The sequence below is a fragment of the Aureispira anguillae genome (assembly GCF_026000115.1).
GTDB lineage: Bacteria > Bacteroidota > Bacteroidia > Chitinophagales > Saprospiraceae > Aureispira > Aureispira anguillae.
The window spans coordinates 957,288-976,199 of sequence record NZ_AP026867.1; the positions used below are offsets into that span (position 1 = coordinate 957,288).

The 18,912-nt window shown below is 36.1% G+C and carries 15 protein-coding genes; 7 read left to right on the forward strand and 8 right to left on the reverse strand.

The window, feature by feature from the left end; translation table 11 throughout:
• The first annotated feature begins 14 nt into the window (after positions 1-14).
• Positions 15-659 (forward strand): ABC transporter ATP-binding protein, encoded by a 645-nt coding sequence (locus AsAng_RS03395; protein ID WP_264791378.1) that lies wholly within the window; start codon positions 15-17, stop codon positions 657-659.
• Positions 660-1,355: an NRDE family protein gene (locus AsAng_RS03400; protein WP_264791379.1), complete on the forward strand. Its 696-nt coding sequence runs from the start codon at positions 660-662 to the stop codon at positions 1,353-1,355.
• A gap of 9 nt (positions 1,356-1,364) precedes the next feature.
• Here the strand turns inward: AsAng_RS03400 and AsAng_RS03405 are convergent, their stop codons facing one another.
• From AsAng_RS03405 to AsAng_RS03420, 4 genes are all read right to left on the reverse strand, one after another.
• Positions 1,365-1,964, reverse strand: coding sequence for an IMPACT family protein (locus tag AsAng_RS03405; RefSeq protein WP_264791380.1), 600 nt, complete (start codon positions 1,962-1,964; stop codon positions 1,365-1,367).
• A 15-nt stretch (positions 1,965-1,979) separates the two neighbouring features.
• Positions 1,980-2,810: a menaquinone biosynthesis family protein gene (locus AsAng_RS03410; RefSeq protein WP_264791381.1), complete on the reverse strand. Its 831-nt coding sequence runs from the start codon at positions 2,808-2,810 to the stop codon at positions 1,980-1,982.
• A 1-nt stretch (position 2,811) separates the two neighbouring features.
• Positions 2,812-3,351, reverse strand: coding sequence for a hypothetical protein (locus tag AsAng_RS03415; RefSeq protein ID WP_264791382.1), 540 nt, complete (start codon positions 3,349-3,351; stop codon positions 2,812-2,814).
• A gap of 117 nt (positions 3,352-3,468) precedes the next feature.
• A complete protein-coding gene (locus AsAng_RS03420; RefSeq protein WP_264791383.1) occupies positions 3,469-4,575 on the reverse strand; it encodes an endonuclease in 1,107 nt (368 codons plus the stop codon).
• 735 nt (positions 4,576-5,310) lie between these two features.
• On the opposite strand from AsAng_RS03420, the gene AsAng_RS03425 reads away from it, so the two are divergent.
• Positions 5,311-6,504 carry a tetratricopeptide repeat protein gene (locus AsAng_RS03425; RefSeq protein WP_264791384.1) on the forward strand — a complete coding sequence of 398 codons (1,194 nt, stop codon included), beginning with the start codon at positions 5,311-5,313 and terminating at the stop codon, positions 6,502-6,504.
• A gap of 61 nt (positions 6,505-6,565) precedes the next feature.
• Here the strand turns inward: AsAng_RS03425 and AsAng_RS03430 are convergent, their stop codons facing one another.
• Complete coding sequence (locus AsAng_RS03430; protein ID WP_264791385.1) at positions 6,566-8,260, reverse strand: T9SS type A sorting domain-containing protein; 1,695 nt, start codon at positions 8,258-8,260, stop codon at positions 6,566-6,568.
• Between the two features lie 268 nt (positions 8,261-8,528).
• On the opposite strand from AsAng_RS03430, the gene AsAng_RS03435 reads away from it, so the two are divergent.
• The gene (locus AsAng_RS03435) at positions 8,529-9,806 is read left to right on the forward strand and encodes an ATP-dependent DNA helicase (RefSeq protein ID WP_264791386.1); all 1,278 of its coding nucleotides are present in this window, start codon (positions 8,529-8,531) and stop codon (positions 9,804-9,806) included.
• Between the two features lie 159 nt (positions 9,807-9,965).
• On the opposite strand, the gene AsAng_RS03440 is transcribed toward AsAng_RS03435, so the two are convergent.
• A complete protein-coding gene (locus AsAng_RS03440) occupies positions 9,966-10,874 on the reverse strand; it encodes a hypothetical protein (RefSeq protein WP_264791387.1) in 909 nt (302 codons plus the stop codon).
• 518 nt (positions 10,875-11,392) lie between these two features.
• Here AsAng_RS03440 and AsAng_RS03445 point away from each other — a divergent pair.
• Complete coding sequence (locus AsAng_RS03445; protein ID WP_264791388.1) at positions 11,393-11,551, forward strand: hypothetical protein; 159 nt, start codon at positions 11,393-11,395, stop codon at positions 11,549-11,551.
• Between the two features lie 496 nt (positions 11,552-12,047).
• Positions 12,048-16,361 carry a DUF7619 domain-containing protein gene (locus AsAng_RS03450; protein ID WP_264791389.1) on the forward strand — a complete coding sequence of 1,438 codons (4,314 nt, stop codon included), beginning with the start codon at positions 12,048-12,050 and terminating at the stop codon, positions 16,359-16,361.
• 94 nt (positions 16,362-16,455) lie between these two features.
• On the opposite strand, the gene AsAng_RS03455 is transcribed toward AsAng_RS03450, so the two are convergent.
• Together AsAng_RS03455 and AsAng_RS03460 are read right to left on the reverse strand one after the other, a co-directional pair.
• Positions 16,456-17,172, reverse strand: coding sequence for a YwaF family protein (locus tag AsAng_RS03455; protein ID WP_264791390.1), 717 nt, complete (start codon positions 17,170-17,172; stop codon positions 16,456-16,458).
• 17 nt (positions 17,173-17,189) lie between these two features.
• Positions 17,190-17,552 carry a YraN family protein gene (locus AsAng_RS03460; RefSeq protein ID WP_264791391.1) on the reverse strand — a complete coding sequence of 121 codons (363 nt, stop codon included), beginning with the start codon at positions 17,550-17,552 and terminating at the stop codon, positions 17,190-17,192.
• A 328-nt stretch (positions 17,553-17,880) separates the two neighbouring features.
• Between AsAng_RS03460 and AsAng_RS03465 the strand changes: the two genes are divergently transcribed.
• A complete protein-coding gene (locus tag AsAng_RS03465; RefSeq protein WP_319993646.1) occupies positions 17,881-18,891 on the forward strand; it encodes a bifunctional phosphoglucose/phosphomannose isomerase in 1,011 nt (336 codons plus the stop codon).
• The last annotated feature ends 21 nt before the right edge of the window (positions 18,892-18,912 follow it).

Below are 18,912 nucleotides of genomic sequence, written 5' to 3' on the forward strand. Positions count from 1 at the left end.
AGAGAATTATTATTATGATACGGACGACAAATCTGAAATTTGAATATTCTACCAATCAACAGTTTCAATTTCCTGACATTAACTGTCAACAAGGCTCGCATTGGCTGGTTTTGGGGCAATCAGGCTGTGGAAAAACAACGCTTTTGCATTTGTTAGGAGGTTTGAGAAAACCGAATAGTGGTGAAATTATTGTTCAAAACGAAGCTATTTCTGCAATGAGTAGCGATGCTTTAGATCATTTTAGAGGGCAACACATTGGGATTATTTTCCAACAGTCGCATTTAGTCAAAGCATTGACCGTCGAAGAAAATTTGCTGACGGCGCAGTATTTGGCAGGAACCAAGCAAGACAAAGAAAAAATTAGAAATATTCTAACAAAGCTCAATTTAGGCGATAAGATCAAATCAAAACCTCAAAATTTGAGTTTGGGAGAACAACAACGGGTTGCTATTGCTAGGGCATTAATTAATGATCCTGTGCTTATTCTTGCAGATGAGCCTACTTCTAGTTTAGACGATAAAAACTGTAAGGAAGTAGTTGAATTACTATTAGAGCAAAGTAAGAACTTTAATGCAACCTTATTGATTGTAACGCATGATGGGCGATTAAAAGAACTTTTTGAACATCAAATTTTATTGGAAGAAGCAAAAGTAGTTTAGATGTGTACGCTAACCTATATACCAATTGAGAAAGAAGCCTTCATTTGGACTCAAAATCGAGACGAATCGCCACTTCGTACGGCTTCAGGTTTAGTGCAAAATACAACTAAACAGTGGATTTACCCACAGGAGCCGCTGAGTGGTGGAACTTGGATTAGCATAACTCAGGCAGGGAGAGTGGTTAGCTTATTGAATGGTGCTTTTGTGCAAAATAAATATGTCCCCTCTGCCAGAAGTAGGGGGCTTATGTTGTTGGACTTTCTGGATTATACCTTCTTAAAAGATTTTGTAGAGCACTATACTTTTGAAGCATTAGAACCTTTTACAATGGTGGTCTATGAGCATGGGACGCTATGGGAGTTTCGTTGGGATAAGAAGCAAAAATATTTAAAACAATTAAATGCCCAACAACCTTATATTTGGTCTTCTTCTACCTTATATCCCGCATCTATAAAAGCTTTGCGCCAACAGTGGTTTGCTGCTTATTTAGAAAATTATCCTGTGAGAACGAGGACTAATATTTTGAATTTTCATCATCATGCAGGAATGGGAGATCTTCAAAATGATTTGATTATGGATAGGGGCATGGTCAAGACGGTTAGCATTACTTCGATTGTTAAAACAATAGAGGAAATAGAAATGAACTACTATGACCTAGTTCGTAAAAATGTAGCGCAACAAAAATTACGGTTGTAAACACTTTACCTATATAGATTCAATTTTTACTCCTATAATCTTTTCTAGGCTTTCTTTGAATCTAGCGATATCATTTTGACGGATGGTAACGGTCAAGGTTGTTTTTTCTTCATAAACAGCATTAAGAATTGTAAACCCCTCATTTTTAAGATAATTCATAACATCACTAGTTGCGACATAATCAAAGATGATATGGAATTGGTCTTCAATGATTTTTTCAATAATATCAGCCTGTTCAAAAGCATCTTTAGTCGATTCTTTATAAGCCCTTTTGAGCCCAGAAGTTCCTAACTTAGTTCCTCCAAAATAACGCACCACCACCGATAGAACATTGGATAAGCCAAAGCTATCGATTTGCCCTAAGATTGGTCGTCCAGCAGTTCCAGAAGGCTCACCATCATCATTTGCTCTAAAACGTTTGCCATCCAAACCTATTCGGTAGGCATAACAATGGTGTCTAGCTTTGAAGTGCTCCTTTTTTACTTCTTCTAAACGCTTTTTTACGTCTTCCTCTGAGTAAACAGCAAAAGTGTAGGCCAAAAACTTACTCCCTTTTTCTTTGTATTCTCCAATACTTGGCTCGGCAATGGTTAGATAGGTATCACTCATATTGTTTATAACCAATTAGTCAATAAAAATATTGACGGTATTATTTTCAATTAATCCTTTTTGAATAGCAGTGTGAAATAGATGTTCAACGGCAGCTTTTCCTTTGGCTCCTAAATCAATAGAAAAATCGTTTACATATAGGTTAATATGTTGTTGTACAATTGCTGCACTCATTTCCTGAGCATGTTGCTGGATATAAGGAAGTGCTGCTTGGGGATTGGCAAAGGCAAATTCTATGCTTCTGCGCAATACACGATTGATTTTTTGTTGCAGATTCAAAGGCAACGTACGTTTGACAACAATACCACCTAAAGGAATTGGCAACTGAGTGGTTTGTTCCCACCATTCTCCCAAGTCAATAATTTTGACCAAGCCTCTATCTTGATACGTAAATCGATTCTCATGTATAATCAATCCAGCATCAACTTCCCCTTGGAGCACCTGCTGCTCAATGTCAGAAAACAATACTTCCTCCTTTTGTTGTGCGGTAGGAAATGCAAGACTCAATAAAAAGTTAGCGGTCGTATATTTGCCAGGAATGGCAATTTTTTTAGTCGCTAATTCTGTTGTTGGAATGGCTGTCTTGGCAATTAATAAGGGACCACAATTATTACCCAAGGCAGAGCCACTGGTAAGTAGTGCATAGGAATTGATCAAATAGGCATAGGCATGGTAACTGAGTTTGGTAATATCCAGCTCGTTTGCAAATGCTTTTTGATTGAGTTGTTCGACATCTCCGAGTTGAACCTCAAATTCTAGCCCTTCTGTATCAATTTTATGATGCACCATCGCATCAAAAATAAAGGTATCATTGGGGCAGGGAGAATAGCCAAGTGTTAGTTTCATCTTATTCTGTTGTTGGGAGTGGGCTGTTAATGATCTTTTTTGCTAAGGCTGGAATTTTGGCAACCTCTTGCTTGTCTATTTCATTTCCTTCTACAGCAATTCCTTTTTGTAGAACAGCAATTAACTCCTCATTGTTGAATAAATAATCATAATCCTCTTTGTGTACCCAAATAATGTTGTCTGCCAACCAATAAACATCAATAAAACCTCCCGTAAGATAAATGATTTTTGTTTTATAGGGGCTAAGCTTTTCTTCTTCTTTGTAATAAGTAGTTGATTCTGCAACAAAGGCCTCATCTCCATCTCGGACTGTATAATTGTTAATCGAACCATCTAGTAGCCCTGCATCAATTTTGTCTTTCTGAGTAGTGGCACTTTTGATGGTCGTTTCTAAGTGCACTGCTGCTGCTTGTTGAGTGGCGGCTTCTTGTTCGGCTCTCTTATCAACTGGCAAGCGTTTAGGAAATGCACTTTGAGAGGGGTCAGCGCTACAGGCTATTGCGACCAAGTAAAGGAAAAAAATAAATAAACTATTTTTCATGATTATGTACTGAGTACAGGACAAAAATTATAGCTGTTACAGGTAGATTCATAATTTTTGTCCTGTATATAGGTGAAAAGTAATGTTAATATAGACAATTAAAAAATACAACCGTCATTATTTAGCAAGAACCAAAGGCTTTGAAAAGCTAGCCACTTGACCATTTTGCTCTAAAGTTAATTTAAAGAAATAGATGCCATTGGCTAAATCCTTCGCATCAAAAGTATATTCATAAAGACCTGTTGCTTGCTGTTCAGCAGCTAATGTTTCTATTTTTTGCCCCCAGTTGTTATAAATTTCTAATACAACTTGTTGCGTACGGTGCAATTGGTAGCTGATGGTAGTTTGTTGTTGAAATGGATTGGGATAGCTATCCAATAATTCCAGCCCCATGCTTTCTTGTTTGCTAATGGCATTGGGAGGGCTGCAAGTTGTGGCACAATAACCACAACGTTGAGGAAGCGTACAGTCCATTACAAAAGGATTGACTCGATTGTTTTGAAAAGGAGCAATTCTAGAAGTACGTAGCCATTCTAAACTATCAACAGGATCATCCAAATGCCATTGGCAAAGTGTGGCTTTTTGAAGGTGAAAGAAATTAGGATCGGCGGCATCTGCTTCGGATCTATACATTGTATAATAATAAAACATAGCTCTTGCAGCATTTCCTTTGTGGTCATCTCTAGGTTCAAATAAAATACCATTGTCTTGTTTGCTGTGCAAAGGCAATACATTGGCAGGAGGGGCAGAAGTTAAGGTATTGGCCTCAAAATACCATTTGTCTACATCATTAGGAGCAATTTCGCCCAAGGGAATAGATCCACGCCCATTATTAGCCGCAGAACGGGTAGGGAACATATGATGAAGGTCACTTTTTCCAGCCGAATTAATCGCTTTGCTTTGAGGGTAGGTGTGTTCTGTGTTAACGCTAATGGTGCTGTTGTTGTCTGTCATTGCTGTCGTTGGGTCTGCCAGAGGGGGAAGATAACGTTTCAAACCCGTATAAACGCAAGTGATGGTATCGTTTTCTTCATAAACATATTTAAACATATTGTCCCTCGCTTGTCCATAAGAGGGCAAACTTGTCGGCTTGTAGTTTAAACGTAAATTGGTTGTCAATACCGTTCCCGTTTGTCCAGCAAAGACATCTTGATGACTATATTGGGCACTTATTTGATGGGTAATTAGGAGGTTGACGAAGAAAAAGAGATATAATTTATGCATTGATTTGAATGACTAATCATTTCAATGAAGATGAAATGATGGATAAAAAAATAATAGAAGGTTGGCAAGATACCGTTTTTTTAGCAGTTTTGAAAAGATAAGTTGTTTGTTAATCGCTTAAGCATAGAAAGCAAGGAGCGGTAGAAAATCGGAACTGTTGTAATGGGGAATGATTGTTGAATACCCACCAAAAAAAAGACTATCCTATAGTAACGATTATCACGAATAAAGTTGCATGGATAGATATAGCCTTTTTCTCTATGCTAGTCTTTTGTAGCCCTTGCTACAAGCACACGCAGTTCACTACGTTCATCATCATCAAAAGACGAACAGCCTTTCCAAGGATGTACGTTTTTGCTAAAGAGAAAAATCAGAACATCTCTCTGCTCATAAAATCTATTCGTGATAATCGTTAGTTGTTGTCTTAAAATCTAGTTATCTTTATATATTATTAGTTCGTTGGGAAAATGTATTCAATTGATTGTTAATAGTTTAGTAGTTTTATTTTTTTTAGTTAAAGTGCTGGTTATGAGTTGGATATAACTGCTTGTTTTTGCGTTTTTGACAAAAAAATCAAAACTAGGTAATATAGTGCACAAGCAGCTTGGTGCAATGCGCCAACAGGGCTGCCAGCACCGAAGGTCATCAACGAACTATTATTTATAGTAGTCCGCTAATTAATCAAATAATAGTATCCCCCAAGCAATTTCATTACTTGAATAAGCGAAAACGACAATGGCAAAACTAACTTTAACCGAATTAGAAAATTTATCTCGTTTGTTATTGAGTTCAAATGATACGAATGTAGCGTTGGGATTAGAGATTTTAAAAAATCACAAAGAAGCAACTCCTTTGCTTTGTAGGGAATTGATCTTAATTTGGCAATTGCACCATGATTTGGAAAAAAGAATCGATGTTGAACAAGTCCTTCAAGCCAAGTACTCTGGGCGACAAATGGAACAGTGGGAAAAAGGATTTGATGTATTTAGAATAGTTCCTACGATTTATCGTTACACGCCTAAAGTACGTCGATTGGTGCAAGATCACGAAAATGTACGAGCAGACTATCAGGCACTAATTGAACGAAATGCAGCTTATAGTTTAAATTATTATCTCGTTGGCAAAAAGTTGCATCAGACCTTTAAAAAGCACTTAGATATAGCCGAAATTTATTATCGGATTGTACTAAAAACAAACCCCACACACGAAGACAATTTGTTTTATTTGGCGTTCTTATTAGATAAATCTGAAGAGGGCTATGAGGAGGCTTTAAAGCACTATTTGACCATAGAAAGCATCAACCCCAATTCATCTGCAACCTTGAATAATATAGGGCTGATTTATGACAATACAGGTGAATATGAACTGGCTTATAAATATTACAAAAAAGCTTTAACGGTACATCCCAATTCTACCTTGCACATGCGTAATTTGGCGAGTTTGTGTACGACTAGAATGGATGGCGCTGCTTATAAAAAGGAGGCTAAAACTTTGTTGATGAAATTGCTTAAAATTGATGCTCAATCTGGATCTAATTGGAATAGTTGGGCGGATTATCTTTGGAATATTGAACAGAATCACGATAAAGCAGAAGAAGCTTACCTCAAAGGTTTAGAGGTAGAACCCAACAACCCTTGGTTAATTGGTAATTTGGGGGAACTTTATATCGATATTCGAAAACAGTATGAGAAGGGCTTGGACTTGTACAAACAATCCCTTGAGCTGAAAGAGTCTCCTTATCGTTTGGTAACAATGGTTACTCTTTTAGTGGATTATTATAAGGACTATGCTTTGGCCAAAAGCTATTATAAAAAACTTGTGGCACTATCTCCCCCCAATCAAATTACTCGCAATCGATACCTTAGAGACGATCAATGGGCGGCTTTTTTAGCCGCAGAAAAAGTATTGTTAAACAAATTAAATGCTTAGTTGCTTAAGTAATGATTGGATAATTGGAAATTCCCAATTATCCAATCATTATACGATAGGGTTAGTTAATAACAACTGTTTTGCTTGATTTTTCCCCTTTACTGTTTTGTATTTCTAGTAAATAAAGCCCTGCAGGGATAGAAGAAGCCTCCCAATATCCTGTTATCTTTTGTGTAGATTTAAGCTGAGTCTCACTTTTTATCATACGACCATCTATCGTGTAGACTGTTATCGCTAGTTCTCCTGTTGCACTACTTTCATAACTGAAGTAGAAACCGCCTAGGGACGGGTTGGGGAAAATGTTTAATAAAGAATGCGATTTAATAGAGGAAATGCTAGAAAAAGGATCGTATTCTACAGCACCAATATCTGGGTTTGTACGAGCATGCCCCAATATATCCTCTGAGGGAGCCTGATTGGAATTTGCTGCATTAATAACAGGACTATTAGAAGCAGGGGTGCCATAGTTATGAACTAGGCTTTCAAATGCTTCTCGAATCGTTGTTGAGCCATCGTTAAATTGGTTATTGGTAGCGTTGTAATGAGGGACAACCAAATTGCTAGGATCACTCAATAAGGGATCGTTTTGTAGGCGATTTAAGTCATCTGTATAATTAATTAAATCATTCAGTGAAGAAGGAATAGAAGCATTGTTATTCCAATAAATATTATTATCCAGTACAAAATAGTCCGTTTCTGTAAGCGGGCAATCCGAAAAATCGGTCATAGTGCCTGTTGGATCAGACCAGATATTATTATAGATATAAATGCTATCGTTGTTGGGATTATCTCCTTCTGTATTCAATCGAAAGGCAAAGGCATTACTTGGCATATTTCCTGTCACTGTATTATTTCTAAATATGATATTTTTGCCTCCCTTAACCCCAAATGGTGCACGCATATAATTGTTGCTGTTCCCCAGCATTAAGTTATTTTCAATCATTACGTCATAGCCCTCATAAAAAGAGTTGCCATCTTCGCCAACCAGCACAAAATTAGTACCTGAACTACCTTCGTAGTTTAGAAATACATTTCGGCGGATTGTTATATTGTGAGAGCCTGTGTACAAATCGCTATTCCCATTACTATCCTTAATGACAATATAGCTGCTGGTAGTATTGTTGTTGTTGCGATTGCTGCTAGCAAAATCATTCAAAAAAATATTATCTTGAATGATTAGATTCTCAACGCTATTTCCATCAATATGTTCATCGCTTCCAGTTTGATTAAAGAATAGGTTGCCTTGCAATGTAATATTGTAGCAGCTATTGTTGATTTTTGCCAAATCATTGTTATAACTGTCATGTATAATGCAGTTCTGATAAACAATATCATGAACGGCTCCATTGCCATTCCCATCAATATGTATCACGAGGGGAGCTGAATTAGCACCACTATGAGCAATATCAAAGCCGTCAAACGTCATTCCGTGACAGCCACTAGAATGGGAATAAGCTGTCATAACAGTAGAATTATGCCTTAGTTTGGCTTGATAGGGCAACTCTGATTTGACCAAAATACCTATTGGAAATGATCCTCTAATACGAATACGCCCATTGTACGTGCCTGCTTTTACCCAGATTGTACTGCCGTCAGTGGCGTTGTCTAAGGCATGAGTAATGGTAGCCCAAGGGCTATTTGTTGAGCCGTTGCCATTTGAATCACTACCATTGGTTGCAACATAGTAATTTTGCTGTGCGTGTAGATGGATTGTAATGCTGAGTAATAATAGAATAACTAATTGTAATGTTTTCATAAATTTGGATTGGGGGATTGGGGTGATAAAAAGTGTTTAAATAAGGGAAAGCAATAATATAAATAAGTAACTAAAAATAATAATAGTTGACTCGTTATTTGTTTCATAATGAAAAGATTAACAGTTCGTATGCTTAGGTCAACGAAGCATTGGTAATAAAAAGGATTAAAACTTCAAAAACTATAATATATGCTAACTTATAGTGTGTATTTCTGGGAAGTAGTTATTTTTGTAGAGATGCTATTTTTTTCTATCAAAAAACAAAGATTTGAACAAAGAATCAATTGATCTAAATCCCGATTTTAAGGCTTGTTTGCACGAGATGGAGCGAACCAATAACTGTCTATTTATAACGGGTAAAGCAGGAACGGGAAAATCAACGTTATTGCGTTATTGGAGAGCAGGAACTCGAAAAAAAAATGCTGTCTTAGCTCCAACAGGTATTGCTGCCTTAAATATTGAAGGACAGACCATCCATTCTTTTTTTGGTTTTCCACCCAGACCGTTAAAAAAGGAGGAAATAAAGGTAAGACGCAATCGAAAAATGTTTCAAGCACTGGAGACCATCATTATAGATGAAATTTCTATGGTGCGAGCAGATATGATGGAGCAGATTGACTTCTTTTTGCGGGTAAATCGAAATAATCCTGCGCCCTTTGGTGGAGTTCAGATGATCTTTTTTGGCGATTTGTTTCAGCTTCCTCCTGTCATAGCATCTAGGGAAGAAAAGATACTTTTTCAACAACATTATGAAAGTCCCTATTTCTTTTCAGCAGCTGTTTTTAAGGATTTAGAAATTAATATGATAGAACTTCGGCAGGTGTATCGCCAAGACAATAGGCGCTTTATTCGTTTGTTGGATTCGATCCGTTTGCGCCGAATTGATGAAGAGGAGTTTAATGAATTAAACGAACGCTATATAGAAGGGTTTGACGACGATGATTATTATGTGATTTTATCTGCTAGAAATGCAGAAGTAGATCGAATTAACGAACAAAAATTGGCAGAATTAACGACAGAGACCTTTTCTTATGTTGCCAAAATAACGGGATCGGTATCGGTGCTCCCCGCAGAAACCCCCTTGCATCTCAAAGTTGGAGCGCAGGTTATGTTTCTTAAAAATGATCCTAAACGGCGTTATGTTAATGGAACGGTTGGTAAGGTACATGCCTTGACACAAGATGCAATCAAAGTGGCTATTTTAAAACCCAATGGAACAATTGGTTACATCAATGTTGAGCCTTTTGAATGGGATGTTGTAAAGCACAAAATCAATGAAAAACACGAAATTGAAACGGAGAATGTAGGAAAATTTACCCAATATCCACTGCGTTTGGCCTGGTCCATGACGATTCACAAAAGCCAAGGAAAAACGTTTGATCGAGTTATTATTGATATGGGAAAGGGAGCCTTTGAATTTGGACAAACCTATGTTGCTCTAAGTCGTTGTAGAACTTTAGAAGGAATTGTATTGAGGCGTCCTTTGCGTCCACAAGATATTTTTGTAGATGAACGGGTTGTTGATTTTTATCAGCAGCATTTTTAGCGAACCAGCAAAAATGTATTCTAATTAAGGTCTAATTTTTTGCATGTTCCGTTTTATCAAATTCTAACTGGCTATGAATTTGACCAATCCTCTGTTTGCTTGTTGCAAAATGTCAGGCAAGGTACCTATTGAAATTACCAACGTTAATACTTATGTAAATTAGGGATTGACTTTTTTGAAATAATATAATATGACATAATAGGGATTATCAATGGGATCAAAACATTTTACTCCTATTAGATCCGTAGCCAAATTATTAGATTGTTGATAATAATTGGCCTTAATGTGTTGATGAATTTCAGATAACGAATACAACGAATCTACCTCTAATTTAATAAGGTGATTCTCTTGTTGGGTTGTTACTCTGACAGCTGTGTGCAAATAACGTCGGAGAGAACTTTGCATAGGGCTACCTGAATAGGTAGAATTCTCATAGACAGCACAAGTAAAAATATATTGACTGGAATCCTCAAAATGTTCTATAACATTTTGACTTGAATTTAGTCTATCTCTAATATTTGCTGCAATCAGTATATTTTTTAAGAAAATACCCATTGAATCAACAGGAGTATTTTCATGGAATAACCGTATTGAATCAATGGCGTGTAAAAGTTCAGCGTCAGCCAATCGAGCACACGAAAAGTTCACAAGGGTTTCTTTGGTTGTTTTATTTTTGTAAGAATTGTATTCAAATTGATGATTATAAACTTCTGAGGATTCTTTGTCGGATGTATCTAAATATGCAAGCGTAGTCTTTAAATCTCCTAGGGAAGCCCTACAATTATCTCCTTGGTATGGAAATAACGTATATTTAAATAATGGGTTAGTAGAAGAAGTAACTTCTGAATAGATTAATATTTTGTCTTTTTTTTGCAGTTCTCCTACGACTCTAGCATTTCTAGAAAAATGAATATAGGGGGCAGCATGAGGGCTAATATAGGTTCTACCAGCTTGAATTTTAGAAAAAATAATAGGTGCTCCTTTATTTTCCTCTTGAATAGATTTTAAATTGGCGCAAGCACAAATATTAACGAGTAAAAATGCAAATAATATATTTGTCGTGTTCATACGATATTAATTAGTAAATCACCTAAAGCAAGTATCGTGACCACTGGAGATTAAGAGTTTTCCTATAAAAAAATACAAGGTTTAAAAGTCAACTATTTATGACTTTATTTTTGGAGTAAAAATTTGAATAAACCTAGATGTTGTTTGTTTTTAGGAAACAATTTCGTTCAAGCATTTTTATAAGAGAAACCTTAATAGAAGGGATACACGGTTATAGGGTTAAATCATGTATAGAGTATTCTATATTAATAGGTTGATAATTTCCAACTTAGTTTTCAATTGCTAGAAATATTCATCTAAATTTAGAAAATATAATGAAAAAATGCAATTTTTTCTGTTACAATACTCTGTTGATTTTTTGCTTTTTGTGTAGAAAGCCAATGGAGTATTATCTGTTAAATACTTCACTATAATTGATCTTAAACCCTTATTTAAATTCAGTTAAAATAAAATATATAATTTTATTGCTTTTTGTTAACTTTTTGATCGTTAATTCGAGTGCTCAGAATACTTTCTTTATGGGAACAGTATCAACTGGAGGCTCACATAATGAAGGAACCCTTTTTAGAACAGATAGTGTGGGTATGAATCTAACCGTTACCGCAAATGCTGGTGTTTATATCATTGAGGTATGTTCAGAGGAAGGGATATTTGTAGAGCGTATTGTAAAAAATTAAGCAAAAATGAGTGCTCATGCATAGGCATAAAAAAAGAAGAGTTTTCCCCTTCTTTAAAAATGATTGTACGATTACTACAACAGCAAACAGCTATAAAAAGTTCACAGAAAGGCTGATTATTTTTAAATATTTATTTTTAGTAATTGTCATTGTGTTTTTAAGTGTTGACTATTAATGCTTTATTTTCGTTTTGTCATTTTTTTTATAATGAATAAAAATGCTATTCTGAGAAGAAAATAGATAATACATAAGTCTATCTGTAATAGTGTTTGAGACTGCTTTATAATTGGGGCGAGTACAATTTTTTGGGGAATAACTTCTAACTTTTAGTTAAGGGGTTGTATCCATCTTTTTAAAAACCTACCTTTGTGGCAATTAAATCCTAATTTTTTAGAACATTATTCTGTCAGCCCTCAAAAGGGATAGACCAGCGAGTTCGGCTCTGCGTGGTTTAGTATGGAGTAAGGTGCTACCAACCTTTTTATAAAACAAACTCATGAACTTCAACAACTATTATACCTCAAAAACATCAGAAATAGGCAAAAGTAAAACGATAATACTTTGGCTAGGAATACTTTTTCTTTTACTTGGAAATATTGCCAATGGGCAAGTTGCATTAGAGTGGGCAAAAAGCATGAAAGGAACTACTCATGGAGTGGTGAACGCCATGACTACCGATAAGTGGGGGAATGTTTATACAACGGGCTACTTTTATGGTACCGTAGATTTTGACCCTAATACAGGAGTAGATTCATTAACGGCTGTTGGGGGATACGATATATTTATCCAAAAATTGGATGCAAAAGGCAATTTACTTTGGGCTAAGTCTATGGGCGGAAGCTATAATGATGAAGCACATTCCATTGTGGTCGATGATTTTGGCAATGTTTATACCATTGGTCAATACTATTGGACAGTAGATTTTAACCCCAATGCAGGAATAAACCCGTTAACCGCTTTAGGTAGTTCAGATATTTTTATTCAAAAACTAGATGCCAATGGGAATTTTGTCTGGGCAAAAAGTATCGGAAGTACAGATCAAGATGCAGGATATGGGATTTCAATGGATCATTTGGGGAATATTTATACTACAGGATGGTTTCGTGCTACCGTAGATTTTGATCCTAATATAGGGGTAAATAATTTGACAGCAGTTGACCATGAAGATGTATTTGTTCAAAAATTAGATGCTAATGGGAATTTTATCTGGGCAAAAAGCATGGGAGGAGTTAGTGGAGACGAAGGGCGTTCTTTAGCAATTGATGACCTAGGCAATGTATATACAACAGGAAGATTTAGAGATACGGTAGATTTTGACCCTGGAGTAGGGGTTTATAAGTTGGTTTCTACAAGCTTATATGATTTGTTTATCCAAAAACTGGATGCCAATGGGAATTTTGTTTGGGCGAAGAGCATCGATGCTGATATGGGGCGAGCGATAACGGTTGATCACCTGAACGATATTTATATTACTGGAAGTTTTAGTGGTACCGTAGATTTTAATCCAAATGGAGGGGGAAGCACGCTCACTGCTGCCAATACAGATGTGTTTGTTTGGAAACTGGGGCAAAATGGGAATTTTATCTGGGCAAAAGGTTTTGGTGGAGCATTTCTGGATATTGGGTATTCAATAGCAACGGATCGCTTTAATAATGTGTACACGATGGGGCGTTTTAGTGGTCCAGCAGATTTAAATCCTAATGCAGGAGTGCAGTTGGGAAGTTCTAGTGGCAGTATTGATATTTTTATTCAGAAATTAGACGCTAATGGAAATTTTATCTGGGCAAAAAGTGTAGGAGGACCCAATTATGACAGTCAAACCAATGGTGCTATAACCGTTGATCATTCTAATAATGTTTATACTGCGGGAAATTTTGTTAGAACAGCAGATTTTAGCTTTCATACAGGAAGGGTGAAATTGAAAGCGCTCAACTCCGATCTATTTGTTCAAAAATTAAAGCAAAAAGGAATTGTAGGACGCATCTATCACGACTTTAGCCAAGATTGTGTACAGGATACCAATGAAGTTAATTTACCCAATAGAATGCTCATTCTTAATCCAGGAAATATAATTACCAGCAGCAATGCAAATGGTATCTGGGCTTTTGATTCGCTTCCTATTGGAAATTATTCTATTACTGTTGATACGACAGGGGAATGGCGCCCCACCTGTCCAATAACACAACATTTTTCAGTGGTTAGTTTTGATAGTCTTGTAGAAGGACCCTCCTTTGGTTTTGTCCCTAGGGTTGTTTGCCCCAAACCCAATGTTACAATTCATGCCCCTTTTTTGCGTCCAGGATTTTCTAATCAGAGAATTTATGTTCAAGCAGAAAACCAATCCCATGGCACAGGATCTTTGGATAGTGCCTATGTTATTATAGAATTGGATAGCTTATTAACAGTTCAATCCGCTAATCTACCTTATACCAATTTAGGAAATAATCAATATAGTGTGTATCTAGATACGCTATTCCCTAGTTCTGTGGTAAATTTTTGGCTAGATTGCCAGTTAAGCAATCGTGCAATTTTGGGACAAACCCTATGTTTGCAAGCAGCGTTATACCCAATTAAGGACTGTGCTTTAGATACTTTTCCAACGCTTTTTCCTCCTAGAACAATTCCTTGCTCTAGCATCTATGACCAATCTCATTTAGATATTGATGCTTTCTGCCAAAATGACTCCATTCATTTTATGATTGTTAATAAGGGGAGCGGAAATATGTCTTGTTTTTCACCAATACGATTGTACATAGATAGCATTTATACACTTACAGATTCTGTCTTATTAAATAGTGGAGATACCGCTATTTTTGCCTATTCAGGAGATGGAAGAACATGGAGAATGGAGGTCGATCAACATCCCTTGCATTTAGGCAATTCAAAGCCTTCTGCCACCATAGAATTATGTGGAAATAGACAAAATTGGACGCCCAACTTAGTAACTGTTTTTCCTCAGGATGATGCAGATCCACAGATAGATATTTATTGTGGGATTGTAGCGGGAAGTTTCGATTCTAATAATAAACAGGGATTTCCTTTAGGGGTGGGAACTGCTCATGACATCTTACCCAATCAGGAAATGGAATATTTTATTCGCTTTCAGAACACAGGAACGGATACTGTATTTACAATCGTTATTCGAGATACGCTATCTATGGATTTAGATATTAACTCTGTACGTCCTAGTGTAGCTAGTGATAATTATAGTTTTAGAATTTATGGACCAAGGGTTTTAGAGTGGACCTTTAATAATATTAGGTTGCCTGATAGTACGACCAATAGCGTTGGTTCTCATGGTTTTGTTGCGTTCAAAGTGAACCAAATTGCCAATTTATCGTTAGGAACAATTATTGAAAATACCGCAACGATTTATTTTGATGCTAATCCGCCTATTTTTACGAACGCAACAGCGCATCAGATTGCAGGACCTCAGGATTTAAATTGGGAGGGAGAACAGACCTTAGATGTTGCAGCATGTGAAAGCTATCGTTACAATAATAAACTTTATACTAAATCGGGAACTTATTGGCAAGCAATTAATAACGGAGGAAGAGATAGCTTGTATACCATCAATCTGTCTATTCTTAATTCAACCGCTCTTTTAACAGAAAATGCTTGTGGCTGGTATATGGCACCCGATAGTCAGATTTATACCAACAGTGGACAGTACACAGCACTTATCCCAAATGCAGCAGGTTGTGACAGTATCATTACTATTCATTTAACGATTAAGGACAGTACTTTTGCAACCATTTACGAGACAAGCTGCGATTCCTTTATCGCACCCGATAGCCAAGTTTATGCCAACAGTGGACAGTACACAGCAATTATCCAAAATGCAGCAGGTTGTGACAGTATCATTACCATTCATTTGACGATTAAGAATAGTACTTTTGCAACCATTTACGAGACAAGCTGTGATTCCTTTATTGCACCTGATAGCCAAGTTTATACTAGTAGTGGACAGTACACAGCAATTATTCCAAATGCAGCAGGTTGCGACAGTGTCATTACCATTTATTTGACCATACCTCAAGTTCCAACTTTGACCCTAAACGATACCGCTTGTGGGAATTTCTATATTGCTCCAGACGGACAATTTTTATTTACTTCAGGACAGTATACTTTTTTGATGCCAAGTTATCAAGGGTGTGATAGTACGGTTATTATTAATCTTGTGTTTTCTCAACATTCATCGGTTAGTATCAACGAATATGCTTGTTCTAGTTATATTGCCCCTGATGGACAAGCTTATTTTTCTAGTGGTCAATATACTGCTACTATTCCTAACTCATCAGGTTGTGATAGCACTATAACCATAAATTTAACCATAGATAGCTTAGTAGACAGCAGTGTCCATCAAAATGGGTTTACCTTAAGTGCTAATGCAGTTGGGTATACTTATCAATGGTTGGATTGCAACAATGGAAATGCATCTATTTCTGGAGCGACCAATGCATTTTATACGGCAACTGCTAATGGAATTTATGCGGTTCAAATAACCAATGGAACCTGTACGGTCACTTCAAATTGTATTAATGTTACAGGGCTGTTGTTTCCTATGCTAGAAAAAAATATGGGAATACAAGTTTATCCGAATCCGACCACAGCTTTATTATATTTATCAAAAAAAGACAAGGATGAAATCAGGATTAGCCTAATAGATAATTTAGGTAGAGTCTTGGTTACTAGAACCTCAACCGCTCTTCTTACAACAATAAATATGAACGATCTTCCATCAGGTATTTATCATTTATCAATCAATAATGGTCAAGAATCCATTACCCAAAAAATAGTAAAGCAATAGGAATACAATTGTTCTGTGCGGCTTTCAGTACTTCTTTTATTTGAGAATGAATGTTTATGAAAAGTCGCACAGAATAAATCCACACAAAATTGGTCTAGGGAGTATGCCGCTTATTAGAAAAATAAAAAGGCATATAAATAACAAAAAAGATGGGTAAGATTAAGAACTGTCCTTGAATGACATAATAAGGCCAAGGACCAAACCAATCCAAAACAGAACCAACCGTTGGCTTTTCGTTGAGATAGGCATAGTTGGAACCTAATAAATAATTCACACCAATAATAAGGATAAAATAGATTTGTAGAACACCAAAAGATTTAAAAATACTCTTAAAGGTAGGGCGGTATTGATAAACATAGGTGGCATATAAAATCATCCAAATCAAGCCCGCATGTCCCATCCAGTATTTTATAAAATTATAATGAGGAAAATTATGATACAAATCTGGTGTAATAACGGCTTGTAAGGTTCCTCCCCAAATCCAAAAAACAATAATTTCATAGATCAGAAAACTGCGAGTTAGTGTAAAAATAGGCATGGTAAAAGCCATAAAGGAGCATAGATATAGCGGCAAATCAATGGCTAAATCAAATTTACCCAATGAAATTTCTGCAATGATCCACAATACAATGGTAAGCGATAAAGAACCACCAATGTAATTACCCAGTTTATATTTTTGTTGTTCTGAGCAATATTTGTTGGCAATATAAATAGAACAGATTGTGAAGAACGAAAATAAAACTAAGGCGGCAATATGATGTGAGTTCCCAAAACTAAAGTTGTGGTTGTCTCTAAAAAATGCATTGATCATAGGATAGGGATGTTGGGTTAGCTCCAATTTGGAAAAAAAGCATCTTCAAAATGTCGAATGGATAATTGCGGTTCTAACAAAATAGCAATCACATCAAACCGAAACTCTGCTTCATAGTTGGTTCGATACATATATTCAATTGCTAGCTCGTAGATGAGCATTTGTTTTTTGGGAGTGATGGCTTCTTCTGGCATTCCAAAAGTAGCTTTTTGGCGTGTTTTTACTTCTATAAAAACAAGTACCCCTTGATGAAAGGCAATGAGATCAATTTCGCCTTTGCCCCAACGCCAATTGGAATCTAGGATCTGATAATTTTGGACGATTAAGTGTTTTTTTGCAATTTGCTCACCTAAGTCGCCAACATCATTGTGTTTCGCCATAAAATTATTATATTGCAGAGTTATTTGGATAAGTCAAGAATAAGCAAACAAGATAACAAATTGCTTATTCTTGACTTATTTCTTGTAGAAAAAATAGGATATACTAAAATTAATAATTCTAATGTTGTTTTTAGTATAAAATATTGTAAGGTAATGGTTAAGTATATATGCAAAATGAACAATAATAATTTTACATACTTATTTAAGCAATCTTGTTAAAGAATAGATATCGGAGCAAGAGAATTTTAATGTACTTTGTTCTAGTGATTCAAATAACATTATTATCCAACCTTTGACCCTTTTGGTAGAAGGGTGAAACTTAAAAAAAATAAGGAAAGTTATGATGAATGTTTTTATCCAGGAGTTTCCTAAGCAATTAAAAACGGCTTTAGAAATTGGGGAACAGGCAACATTGAGTAAACACGACCGACCTATCCATAATATAATTGTTTTGGGAATGGGTGGTTCTGGTATAGGAGGAGATTTTGTCGCTGAATTTGTCCGAGATTCTTGTTCCGTACCTTTTTTGTCTTGCAAAGGATATGATTTGCCTGCTTATGTAGGTGAGAATTCATTGGTAATTGCATCTTCTTTTTCTGGTAATACAGAAGAAACACTGCTTACATTTGAAAAAGCATTAAAGAGAGGAGCCAAAATTGTTTGTATTTCTTCTGGTGGAAAATTGCTTGAAGAAGCAAAACGATTAAATTTAGATTGTATAAAAATACCAAGTGTCCAACAACCTCCTCGATCTTGTCTGGGCTATTCTTTGGTACAACAATTGTTTGTTCTAAACTATTTTGGCTTTGCATCCAAGCAGTGCATTGATGATTTAAGAAAATCAATTGCCTTATTGGAGGAGCAACAAGAACAGATTAAAGTAAAGGCAACCAATTTGGCACGCAAAATGCATGGAAAATTTCCTGTAATTTATGCTACAGATCGTATGGGAGCTGTTGCTTTGCGTTTGCGTCAGCAATTGAATGAAAATTCTAAAATTTTGGCCTTGCACCATGTCTTCCCAGAGATGAATCATAACGAATTAGTGGGATGGAGAGAACAATCTGGTGAATATGCTGTTTTATTATTCCGTTCAGGAAGTGATTTTGAACGCAATCAAATGCGTATTGAAATTAGTAAAGGGATTATTAACAAGGTAGCAACGTCAATCCTAGAAGTTGATTGTATGGGCGATTCTCTAATTGAACAGGCGATGTATGCAGTACATTTGGGAGACTGGATTTCTTGGGAATTGGCAGAAGCTAGAAAAGTAGATTCTATTGAGGTAAATGTTATCGATTTATTAAAGCGTGAATTGGCTGCTGCTGCATTGGGGTAATCAATAAGGCACAATAGAGAA

Excerpts from the sequence above, each read along its gene's own strand:
- AsAng_RS03450 (WP_264791389.1), top strand. The coding sequence starts at position 12,048 with ATGAACTTCAACAACTATTATACCTCAAAAACATCAGAAATAGGCAAA.
- AsAng_RS03395 (WP_264791378.1), top strand. The coding sequence starts at position 15 with ATGATACGGACGACAAATCTGAAATTTGAATATTCTACCAATCAACAG.
- AsAng_RS03410 (WP_264791381.1), bottom strand. The coding sequence starts at position 2,810 with ATGAAACTAACACTTGGCTATTCTCCCTGCCCCAATGATACCTTTATT.
- AsAng_RS03455 (WP_264791390.1), bottom strand. The coding sequence starts at position 17,172 with ATGATCAATGCATTTTTTAGAGACAACCACAACTTTAGTTTTGGGAAC.
- AsAng_RS03440 (WP_264791387.1), bottom strand. The coding sequence starts at position 10,874 with ATGAACACGACAAATATATTATTTGCATTTTTACTCGTTAATATTTGT.
- AsAng_RS03420 (WP_264791383.1), bottom strand. The coding sequence starts at position 4,575 with ATGCATAAATTATATCTCTTTTTCTTCGTCAACCTCCTAATTACCCAT.
- AsAng_RS03460 (WP_264791391.1), bottom strand. The coding sequence starts at position 17,552 with ATGGCGAAACACAATGATGTTGGCGACTTAGGTGAGCAAATTGCAAAA.
- AsAng_RS03405 (WP_264791380.1), bottom strand. The coding sequence starts at position 1,964 with ATGAGTGATACCTATCTAACCATTGCCGAGCCAAGTATTGGAGAATAC.
- AsAng_RS03430 (WP_264791385.1), bottom strand. The coding sequence starts at position 8,260 with ATGAAAACATTACAATTAGTTATTCTATTATTACTCAGCATTACAATC.
- AsAng_RS03445 (WP_264791388.1), top strand. The coding sequence starts at position 11,393 with ATGGGAACAGTATCAACTGGAGGCTCACATAATGAAGGAACCCTTTTT.
- AsAng_RS03425 (WP_264791384.1), top strand. The coding sequence starts at position 5,311 with ATGGCAAAACTAACTTTAACCGAATTAGAAAATTTATCTCGTTTGTTA.
- AsAng_RS03400 (WP_264791379.1), top strand. The coding sequence starts at position 660 with ATGTGTACGCTAACCTATATACCAATTGAGAAAGAAGCCTTCATTTGG.
- AsAng_RS03415 (WP_264791382.1), bottom strand. The coding sequence starts at position 3,351 with ATGAAAAATAGTTTATTTATTTTTTTCCTTTACTTGGTCGCAATAGCC.